At 58.7% G+C, this 10,090-nt stretch carries 9 protein-coding genes; all 9 read right to left on the bottom strand.

The window, feature by feature from the left end; translation table 11 throughout:
• Positions 1 to 29: 29 nt before the first annotated feature.
• The 9 genes from ABD013_RS09965 to ABD013_RS09925 all read right to left on the bottom strand — a co-directional run bounded on the left by ABD013_RS09965 (position 30) and on the right by ABD013_RS09925 (position 10,088).
• The gene (locus tag ABD013_RS09965; protein ID WP_343805394.1) at positions 30 to 2,645 is read right to left on the bottom strand and encodes a TolC family outer membrane protein; all 2,616 of its coding nucleotides are present in this window, start codon (positions 2,643 to 2,645) and stop codon (positions 30 to 32) included.
• Positions 2,646 to 2,675: 30 nt separating this feature from the next.
• Positions 2,676 to 3,179 (bottom strand): invasion associated locus B family protein, encoded by a 504-nt coding sequence (locus tag ABD013_RS09960; RefSeq protein WP_343805392.1) that lies wholly within the window; start codon positions 3,177 to 3,179, stop codon positions 2,676 to 2,678.
• A 257-nt stretch (positions 3,180 to 3,436) separates the two neighbouring features.
• Positions 3,437 to 3,652 (bottom strand): 2-hydroxymuconate tautomerase, encoded by a 216-nt coding sequence (locus ABD013_RS09955; protein WP_343805793.1) that lies wholly within the window; start codon positions 3,650 to 3,652, stop codon positions 3,437 to 3,439.
• A gap of 2 nt (positions 3,653 to 3,654) precedes the next feature.
• Positions 3,655 to 4,461, bottom strand: a complete 807-nt coding sequence (gene dmpH / locus ABD013_RS09950) for a 2-oxo-3-hexenedioate decarboxylase (protein WP_343805389.1) — start codon at positions 4,459 to 4,461, stop codon at positions 3,655 to 3,657.
• Positions 4,461 to 5,489 carry a 4-hydroxy-2-oxovalerate aldolase gene (gene dmpG, locus ABD013_RS09945; RefSeq protein WP_343805387.1) on the bottom strand — a complete coding sequence of 343 codons (1,029 nt, stop codon included), beginning with the start codon at positions 5,487 to 5,489 and terminating at the stop codon, positions 4,461 to 4,463. The genes dmpH and dmpG overlap by 1 nt, the downstream gene beginning before the upstream one ends.
• A gap of 14 nt (positions 5,490 to 5,503) precedes the next feature.
• A complete protein-coding gene (locus ABD013_RS09940; RefSeq protein WP_343805385.1) occupies positions 5,504 to 6,415 on the bottom strand; it encodes an acetaldehyde dehydrogenase (acetylating) in 912 nt (303 codons plus the stop codon).
• Between the two features lie 30 nt (positions 6,416 to 6,445).
• A complete protein-coding gene (dmpE, locus tag ABD013_RS09935; protein ID WP_343805383.1) occupies positions 6,446 to 7,231 on the bottom strand; it encodes a 2-oxopent-4-enoate hydratase in 786 nt (261 codons plus the stop codon).
• A gap of 9 nt (positions 7,232 to 7,240) precedes the next feature.
• The gene (locus ABD013_RS09930) at positions 7,241 to 8,701 is read right to left on the bottom strand and encodes a 2-hydroxymuconic semialdehyde dehydrogenase (RefSeq protein WP_343805381.1); all 1,461 of its coding nucleotides are present in this window, start codon (positions 8,699 to 8,701) and stop codon (positions 7,241 to 7,243) included.
• Between the two features lie 175 nt (positions 8,702 to 8,876).
• Positions 8,877 to 10,088, bottom strand: a complete 1,212-nt coding sequence (locus ABD013_RS09925) for a benzoate/H(+) symporter BenE family transporter (RefSeq protein WP_343805379.1) — start codon at positions 10,086 to 10,088, stop codon at positions 8,877 to 8,879.
• Positions 10,089 to 10,090: the final 2 nt, after the last annotated feature.

Raw genomic sequence — 10,090 nt, 5'->3', positions numbered from 1 at the left:
AGTATTCTCCGTGCGAATGTGTCAGTCGCTTATTTCGGTTCCAGCATCATGTCCAGGTCAGCCACGTCATTACGGGCCAGGGTGCCAACCGCCTGCTTCAGCGTGAGTCGGTTCTTCAGGTATTCATAACGGGACTGCATGAAATCACGCCGTGCCGCGTAATAGCTCTGATAGGCATCGAGTACGGAAACGGAGGTTTCCACCCCGGACTCGAACCCCTTGAGGCGTGTCGCCAGTCGAATTTCCTGCGCCAGCACGCCTTCGCGCAGCGCCGCCAGCATGGCCGTACTGGATACCAGACTGGAGTAGGCCGAGCGCACGATACGTTCGGTCTTGCGGTATTCGCGTTCCATCTCCTGCTGGGTCTTGTCCAGGCGAGCCGTCGCTTCACGCACCAGCGAGGAGGTGCGCCCACCACTGAAGATCGGCACATTCAGGCGCAGGCCGACTTCGTAATCACTGACATCCTGGCGAGAGTCAGCAAAGAGGGTGCTTTCGGAGACCTGCTGACCAGCCGTGACAAAGAGGTCCACTGTGGGCAGATGCTCGGCACTGCGACGACTGATTTCTTTCTGCGCAATGGTGGTTGACAGACGCTGCGCCTGAAGCGACAGGTTCTGGTCCAGCGCGGCTCCCACCCAACGGTCAACCCGCTCAGGGAAAGGCGGTGCGGCACGGAAGTCGGCATTGAAGCCGTGCAGGCTTTCAACCTCCTGGCCCACGATCTCCTTAACGCTCAGACGGGCATCGTCGTACTTGAACTCCGCCTTCATCAGACGCGCGCGCGTCAGGGCTTCAAGGCTGCGAGATTCGTTGTAGTCGGCACGGCTCAGCAAGCCGCTGTTGAAACGGATCTGGGCCTGCTCAAGCTGCGCCACGATGGCGTTGTGCTCGGCCTGCGCCAGGTCACGCTCATCCCGTGCCGCCAGCACATCCAGATAGGCAGTGGTCAGACGCATGATCAGGTCCTGTTCGGCCGCCAGCAGTGCCAGTTTGGCCTGCTCGACCGCCACTTCGGCCTGATCGATCGCAATCAGGCTGGCCCGACGATAAACCGGCTGAGTCAGGTTCAGCGACAGGTTGTATCCCGGCACATCATAGTTACCCGTCGGGATGGAGCCCGATTCATGTACGGTCTGGTACTTGCTGGAGTACTGATAGCTGAAGCTGACCTGGGGCAGATAGTCAGCCTTGGCCTGAGGCAAAACTTCGCCACGCGCCCTGAACTCGGCCTTGGCCGCCTGATAGGTGGGATCCTGTTCCAGCGCCTGATCCACCAGGTCCAGCAACTTGAATCGTTCGCCCTGCAGAATCGGTGTCTCTGCCGCATAGTGGGCATCGTCCAGGGTGACCGAGCCGATACTCAATATTGGCTGACGCGTAAAATCGAATGAGGGTACATGGCGCAGAGTGTCCATCTCAAACCCGGCAATACCTTTCAGGTCCTCCGGAAAACCGCCCTGGGGCTGAATGGCAGCCTGCGGCATCGCAACCGTCAAAGCGCCCGCATAACGATCGATGAAAGGCGTCACTTGAGATGACAGACCGGCAGCATAGGAGGGCTCCAGTGTCAGCTCCACACGCGCCGACCCCAGTCCGGAAGTACCATAACGAACCCGTTCAATGAAGCGTGAATCAGCCTCGAATGCACCGATCTGGCTGGCCACAGCCTCGACCGGGACCCCCGGAAAGTCGACGATCAGACGGCCTGGCGCCGTCAAGTAATAGCCACGCGCCTGCAGCGCATCGGATCCTTTCAACTCAACACCGAAACCGGATCGCAGGGCAGCCATCTCAATGGCTGCCGGCGACGTATAATCTTCCTGTACCGGTGCATCGGGCACCAGCAGCAGGTGAATGAAACTGGCTTCGTTTTCGGGGTCAGACCCCACCTGGGCGTCCAGCAGATCTACCGGAAGCTCGGGCGTAAACGTCAGGACAGAACCGCCGCCCCTGCGGGAAGTGATCTGGGGCTCACCCAGAAACTCAGGCATGGCTGGCAAGTCGACCGAGTTCGCGGCTACTCCTGGCAGCTCAACGATCAGCTGCTTGCCCTGCTCCGCCATGGACACTTCAACCACCATTTCCGCGTGGCCGGCGAAGGAAAGATCAAACAGGTTGCCCCGCTTCTCGATCTTCACCTGGTTCAGCAGGCGGATGGAGGCATCAGCGGGCCGCTCACGCAGCAGCAATTCCCAGCTCAGACGACTGTCACCATTCAGCGCAACAGTCTCGTCAATCAGGTCCACAGGACGCATGAACTCGACCACCAGGTGGTTACGTTCGCCGAGCGTCTGGACATAAGCCTTATGGAAAATGGACGGCTGTGACAACAATTGCTCGGCCTTGCGGCGCCACTGGTCCAGATCCGCTGATGGCGACAGGGTCACGAACAACCGCTGACCGTTGGCCTGCAGGTGGGTAGACAGGAGTTCACCCGGTTGTGCGGTAATGAGCAGACGGTGCTCGCCGGTAGCCACTTCATTCTGGACATCACCCTGCACTGTTTCGGTTGTAGAAACAGCTTCGGCTGCAAGCAGGTCACGCCCACTCGCCAGACCCAAAACGCAAACTCCACTGATCATCAATGCCAGCGGCTTGAATCTGTTCTTGCCTGGAAACCCTGTTGCCATTCTTGTTTTCACAAAGACCCCTTAGTTCGCCTGCCGGCCTGATTAACGTACTTTGGAACTGGCTTTGGTGAACCCAGACAGTGAAAGCTCTACCACCAGCGTCTGCTCTGAGTTGAAAGGCCTGAAGCCTGCTTTCATGGTCTTGCCCGCTTTCATGCCTGCATAGAGGCGGTCATTCAGGGAAATCAGGACCACACAGCCATCCTTCACACAAGTGGTGTAGGCAAAATGCTGCTCTTCAGATTCATCGATGCGAATGACAACTCCCGGCCGCAGGTCCACCCCCAACGGCAGTACCATCTGAAGCACCCGCTGCTCCTTGATCTTGAGCACCGATGCCGAGAGTACACGTGACCGCTGTTCGCCTTCGCCGACAAACAACTGCTGTACGGCCTGGCACTGCTCGCCCTGGCAGTCCACGCGCCAGTCACCGAAAGTTTCTGCCTGCGCCGCCTGAGGCATCAAGATGGCAGCAGTGAGTAGCGCAGCCGTTGCAAGGCGCTGACGGGCATCCCGTATGGTTTGTTTTAGGCGTGTTGTATGCATCCTGATTCCACAACTCAAAACTTCAGACCTGGTATTTCGGAATTTTCCGAGTCCCTTTTTTACCACAAATGTGATAACTAAACCTGACACTGACTGACATTTTGTTAAGTTTATGTTCACTTTGTGGGTGTATCTCAAAAATAGCGTTTCATCTCCTTGACACCAGAAACAAAAAAACCCCGCCAAATGGCGGGGTAAGGAGACTGACAACGAAAGTTGAAACGCTACTGCTGCCCTTGCATCAAGGGCTGCCGGGGCTAACGCCCCAGCGTCTTGGCCGACTGACCGCCGATACCAAAATGCTGCTTGGGCATCTCGGTAATGATGACGCGGACATTGGCCTCGGGCGAGTCGAGCGAGCGAGCAATGGCGCTGGTCACTTCCGCGATCAACATCTCCTTCTGCTCGTCACTGCGCCCTTCCATGATGTGGATCTGTGCAACTGGCATGCTTGTTCTCCTTACTTGAGCCAGCCTCAGACGAACTTGCCGCCGATGGTGCCCAAGCCCTGGTAACGTACGGTGAAGGCATCACCCTTGTTAACCTGCACTGCTGCCGTGATGGCACCGATCATGATGAAGCTGCCAGCCGGCAGGCTTTCGCCACGCTCACCCATCATATTGGCCAGCATGGCCACAGATGCCGCCGGATGACCCAGTACGGCCGCACCGGCACCGGTCTGTACCACTTCACCGTTGATCTCCATCACCACACCGATGTTTTTCAGGTCAATATCGGCAATATCGGCCATGTTGCCACCGGTAACAAAGCGACTGGAGGAAGAGTTGTCAGCGATGACGCTCTTGAGGTCGAATTTAAAGTCCTTGTAGCGGGAGTCGATCACTTCCACCGCCGGCATCACGAAGTCAGTGGCACGCAGCACATCACCGATATGTACGCCCGGTCCCTTGAGTTCATCCTTCAGCACGAAGGCCAGCTCGGCTTCGATCTTCGGGTGGATCAGCTCATCATGCTTGATCTCGCCACCTTCAGGCACGCTGAAGTAGTCGGCCAGGAAGCCGTAGCACGGCTGCTCAACACCCATCTGTGCCATCTTGGCCCAGGAGGTCAGGCCCATTTTCATGCCGACAATCTTGTGACCACGCTCTTCCTTGCGGCGACGGATCTCCCACTGGATGTCGAAGGCATCCTTGTAGGTCATCTGCGGGAAGTCATCGGTGATCTTGGTGATCTCGTAGGCTTCCAGTTCGGCGTTTTCGCAGTGGATCGCCAGCTCTTCAATCTGGGATTGTGTCAGCTTGTTCTCGTATGCTTCAGCCATTAGATCAGCCCCTTTTCTTTCGCCATGGTCAGTGCCAGGTCTTCAATCATGTCTTCCTGACCACCGACGGTACCGCGGCGACCAAGCTCTACCAGAATGTCACGGGCCTGGATGCCGTACTTCTTCTCCGCGCGCTGGGCAAACAGCAGGAAGGAGGAGTAGACACCGGCGTAGCCCAGGGTCAGCGCATCGCGGTCAACGCGGATCGGCTGGTCCATGATCGGGAACACCCGGTCTTCGGCCACATCCATGATCTTGTACAGGTCGATGCCGGTCTCGACACCCATACGGTCCAGCACGGCACAGAATACTTCCAGCGGGGTGTTGCCGGCACCGGCCCCCAGGCCTGCGACGGAACCATCGACACGGGACGCACCGGCTTCAATCGCAGCCAGGGAGTTGGCGATTGCCATACCCATGTTGTGGTGACCATGGAAACCGACCTCGACGCTGCTCGGCAGTTCGGCGCGCAGCAGGCCGATCTTGGCAGTGACTTCATCCGGCAGCATGTAACCGGCAGAGTCAGTGGCGTAGATGCAGTTGGCGCCGTAGCTGACCATCAGTTTGGCCTGCTCCAGGATCTTCTCCGGGCTGACCATGTGCGCCATCATCAGGAAGCCAACGGTGTCCATTTCCATCTTGGCCGCCATGCCGATGTGCTGTTCAGACACATCCGCTTCGGTGCAGTGCGTTGCTACGCGGATGGTGGAAACGCCGCAGTCCTTGGCCATTTTCAGGTGATCGACGGTACCGATACCCGGCAACAGCAGTGCAGATACCTTGGCGTTCTTCATCTTCGGCACGACTGCGTTGAGGTATTCCTCATCGCTGTGGGCCGGGAAACCGTAGTTGACGGAGGCACCACCAAGGCCGTCACCGTGGGTGACTTCGATCAGCGGCATGCCCGCTTCATCAAGACCGGTGGCGATGTTGACCATCTCGTCCAGGCTGATCTGGTGACGCTTGGCGTGCATACCGTCACGCAGGCTCATGTCGTGCAGCGTGACTTTTTTACCGTTCAGGTTCATATCGTAATCCTCCGTTAGCCACGCTCAGGCAGGGTGATGGCGCCATTGGCCGCTTCTTCAGCGAACATCTCGGCGGTGCGCAGACCGGCCGCGGTCATGATGTCCAGGTTGCCGGCGTACTTGGGCAGGAAGTCACCCAGGCCTTCCACTTCCATGAAGCAGGAGACGCGGTTGCCGTCGAAGATCGGGCCGTTCACCAGGCGGTAGCCCGGTACGTATTTCTGCACTTCCTTCACCATGGCCTGCACGGATTCGGTGATGGCGGCCTGATCCGGCTCGCCTTCGGTCAGGCAGTGGATGGTGTCACGCATGATCAGCGGCGGCTCAGCCGGGTTGATGATAATGATCGCCTTGCCTTTTTTGGCACCACCCACCTTCTCAACGGCACCGGCAGTGGTACGGGTGAATTCGTCGATGTTCTGGCGTGTGCCCGGACCTACTGAACGCGAAGAAACAGTGGCGATGATTTCACCGTACTCCACCGGCTGTACGCGGGAGACTGCCGCGACCATCGGGATGGTCGCCTGGCCACCGCAGGTGACCATGTTGACGTTCATTTCCAGGTTCTTGGCATGGTCAGCCAGGTTCACCGGCGGTACGCAGTAGGGGCCGATGGCGGCCGGCGTCAGGTCGACCATGATCACGCCCAGTTCGTTCAGCTTCCGGCTGTTCTCGGCATGGACGTAGGCGGAAGTGGCGTCGAAGGCAACGCGGATATCGTCTTCAAGTACGTGCGGCAGCAGGCCGTCCACGCCGGTAGCGCAGGTCTTGATGCCCATCTCTTCGGCACGCTTGAGGCCTTCGGAGGTCGGGTCGATACCGACCATCCAGACCGGCTCGATCCACTCGGAGCGCTTCATCTTCATCAGCAGGTCAGTGCCGATGTTACCCGGGCCGATAATGGCCGCTTTCAGTTTTTTGCTCATTATTCTTATCCTGTAATCAACTCTGGCTGATCAGACAAAACGGACAGACGCGCTGCCGATGCCACCGATACTGACGCTCATGAAGTCACCGGCCTGGACAGGTTCCAACGGCACCAGTGAACCGGACAGAATCACTTCGCCGGCCTTCAGCGGGATACCGAACTGGCCCAGGGTGTTGGCCAGCCAGGTGACGCAGTTGACCGGGCTGCCCAGGGCCGCAGCGCCAGCACCGGTGCTGATGATGGAACCGTTCTTCTCGACCACCATGCCGCAGGTCGCCAGATCAACCTTGCGCGGGTCAACGGCACGGTCGCCCAGTACGAACAGACCGCAGGAAGCGTTGTCTGCTACGGTGTCCTGAATCTTGATCTGCCAGTTTTCGACGCGGGAATCGACCACTTCGAAGCAAGGCAGGACGCAATCAGTCGCAGCCAAAACGTCAGCAGCGGTGATACCAGGCCCCATCAGGTCCTTTTTAAGGATGAAGGCGATCTCGCCTTCCGCCTTCGGCTGCATCAGGCGCTCGGAGATCGGCATCTCTTCGCCCTGGCTGAACGCCATCTTGTCGGTCAGGTAACCGAAGTCCGGCTGCCCCACGCCGAGCATGTTCTGCACCGCCTTGGAGGTCAGGCCGATTTTCTTGCCGATGATCTTTTCACCAGACTCGATGCGACGCTCCAGCATGCGCAGGGAGATGTTGTAGGCATCTTCGATGGTGATGTCGCTGAAACGCTCAGTCAGCGGACGCACCGGCGTGCGTTCGAGCATCGCCTGGTAGAGTTCGTCACCGCATTGTTGAATCAGTTGCTTGTCCATCGTCTGTCCTCAGAGCTTGATGCAGATATTCTTGGTTTCGGTGTAGAACTCGAGACCGTGTACGCCGCCTTCACGACCGATGCCGGACTGCTTGGCACCACCGAAGGAAGTACGCAGGTCACGCAGGAACCAGGAGTTCACCCAGGCCAGACCTACTTCCATCTGCTCGGCGACACGAACGGCACGGGCAGAGTTTTCGGTCCAGATGGCGCACGCCAGGCCGTAATCGGTGTCGTTAGCCAGCTCGATCACTTCCTCTTCGGTATCGAACGGACGGATGTGGCAGCAGGGACCAAAGATCTCTTCGCGGATGACGCGGGCATCATCGGACAGGCCAGTCCAGATAGTCGGTTCGATCCAGGCACCGTCATTCAGCTCGGCGCCCATATCCGGGATACCGCCGCCGATCTCAACGGTCGCACCCTCTTCACGGGCCAGATCGTAGTAGTACTTGACCTTCTCGCGATGCTCGAGGCTGACCAGCGGGCCGAAGTTGGCTTCCTTGTCTTCCGGGCGACCCAGCTTCAGCTTGGCCACCTCTTCCTTCATGCGGGACAGGAATTTCTCGAAGATCGGACGCTCGACGTAAACACGTTCGGTACCCAGGCAGACCTGACCACAGTTGACGAAAGCGGAACGCATGGTGCCTTCAACCGCCTTTTCGATATCGCAGTCTGCAAAGACGATGCCCGGGTTCTTGCCGCCACACTCCATGGAGATGTTGCGCAGCCCCACGGACGCGGCGCGCATGATCGCTTCACCGGTACGGGTTTCACCGGTAAAGGTGATCGCATTCACCAGCGGGTGAGTGGTCAGGAACTCACCGGCAGAGTTCGGGCCGAAGCCATGCACCACGTTGAACACGCCAGCCGGCACGCCACATTCGTTCATCACTTCGCCCAGCAGCGTCGTAGTCGCCGGAGTTTCCTCGGACGGCTTGACCACCACGGTGTTGCCGCAGGCCAGTGCCGGGCCGACCTTGAAGGTCATCAGCAGCAGCGGCAGGTTCCACGGGGAGATAACGGCGATCACGCCCTTGGGTGTACGGTGACCCACGTTCAGCGCACCCTTGCCATCCGGCGTATCCATGCGGAAGCCTTCGGTCGGGTGGTTGGCCAGGGTTTCGGAAAACGCCTTGAAATTGGCGGCACCACGGGGAATATCGATATGGCTGGCGATGGAGCGCGGCTTGCCGGTGTCACGACACTCGGCTTCGAGGAACTCTTCGAAGCGCTCGTTGATGCGGTCTGCAACCTTGTTCAACATCTCGGTACGCTGGGCCTGGGTCAGCTTGCCCCAAGGACCTTTCAGCGCTGCCTTGGCCGCACGAACCGCCGCATCCACTTCAGCTTCGCCGGCCTCATGAACAGGGCCAATCAGGCTGTTGTCCACCGGGCAACGATTTTCGAAGGTCTTGCCGCTGGCAGAGGCCACGTACTCGCCGTTGATAAAATGCTTGAACTCTTTCATGGCTCACCTTGATCAGTTTCGGCCGCTAGCTATGTCAGGCCGATCATTTTATTGTTGGATCACACTGCAACAGTCCCTGCCGCGAGGGCTGCCAGCCAGGTTGAAATCCAGTATAGCGTTGCAAAAACGGGATAGAAGCGGCAAAAACGGGGGCATGAAATCCCGTTTATGGTAGTCATGCCTCAGTTTCAGCACAGGTTTCCGGCATAGACTGACGTCTTTCACGACGCCCCCTCAACGCCTGATTCAATCCATACACGGCCGCCCCCAACACCACACCCCAGAAGGCAGATCCTATGCCCCAGATGCTCACACCCGAGGCTGTCGCCATAAATGTCACCAGGGACGCATCCAGGTGCTCCTTGTCTTCCAGCGCGGCGCTCAGGCTGTTGCTGATCGCACCGAGCAGCGCCAGCCCGGCGATGATGGCGATCATCTCGGTGGGGAAGCTGGTGAAGAAGAGCACTATGCTGCCGGCAAAGATTCCACCAATGAGATAGAAAACCCCATTGGCGACACCGGCAATGTAGCGCTTGCCCGGATCTTCATGGGCATCGGGGCTGGTGCAGATGGAGGCGGTGATCGCGGCGATCACCGTGGTAATCCCGCCGAAAAAAGCGGTAGGAATGGAAACCAGCGATAGCAGGCTGATGATCGGCCGGGATGAGAAGGCGTAGCCCGATGCCTTGAGAATGGCAAAGCCCGGCAGGAACTGCCCGGTCAGGCTGACAATCACCAGTGGCAGCGCCAGCCCCAGTGTCGAGCTCCAGCTCCATTCCGGCACAATCAATGCCGGCGAGGCCAGCTGCCACTCCAGCTGGCCGAGATGGGTATCCATCAGGGTCAGCGAAAGTACTACGCCCAGCAGCACCATCAATACCAGGAAATAGGCCCGACTGAGGTACTTGAACAGCACGAAGCCGAGGATCATCACCGTGGTCACCAGCGGCACAGCCTCCAGTGAGCGGAAGGCGCCCAGACCGAAATCGAACAGGATCCCGGCCATCATCGCCGCCGCCACACCGCGTGGAATCAGGTGCACCACCCGGTCGAACAGCCCGGTGATGCCGACCAGGAAGATGATCACCGCCGCCGTGATGTAGGCCGCCACGGCTTCATTGATCGACAGCTCGGGAAACAGCGTCACCAGCAGCACCGTGCCCGGCGCCGACCAGGCGGTGATCACCGGGATCCTGAACCAGACACTGAGCAGGATACCGGTCACCGCTGCACCGATGGAGATCGCCCAGACCCAAGAGGTCATCATCTCCATGGAAATACCCGCGTTATGCGCCGCCTGGAAGAAGATTGCCAATGGTCCTGAATAGGACACCAGTACCGCCATCAGGCCTGCGATAACAGTGGAGATCGATATATCCTTCAACATGC

The sequence above is a fragment of the Marinobacterium maritimum genome, assembly GCF_039523155.1.
GTDB classification, from domain to species: domain Bacteria; phylum Pseudomonadota; class Gammaproteobacteria; order Pseudomonadales; family Balneatricaceae; genus Marinobacterium; species Marinobacterium maritimum.
Note: the sequence above shows the minus strand (reverse complement) of the source record. Positions and strands in the feature narration are given on the sequence as shown.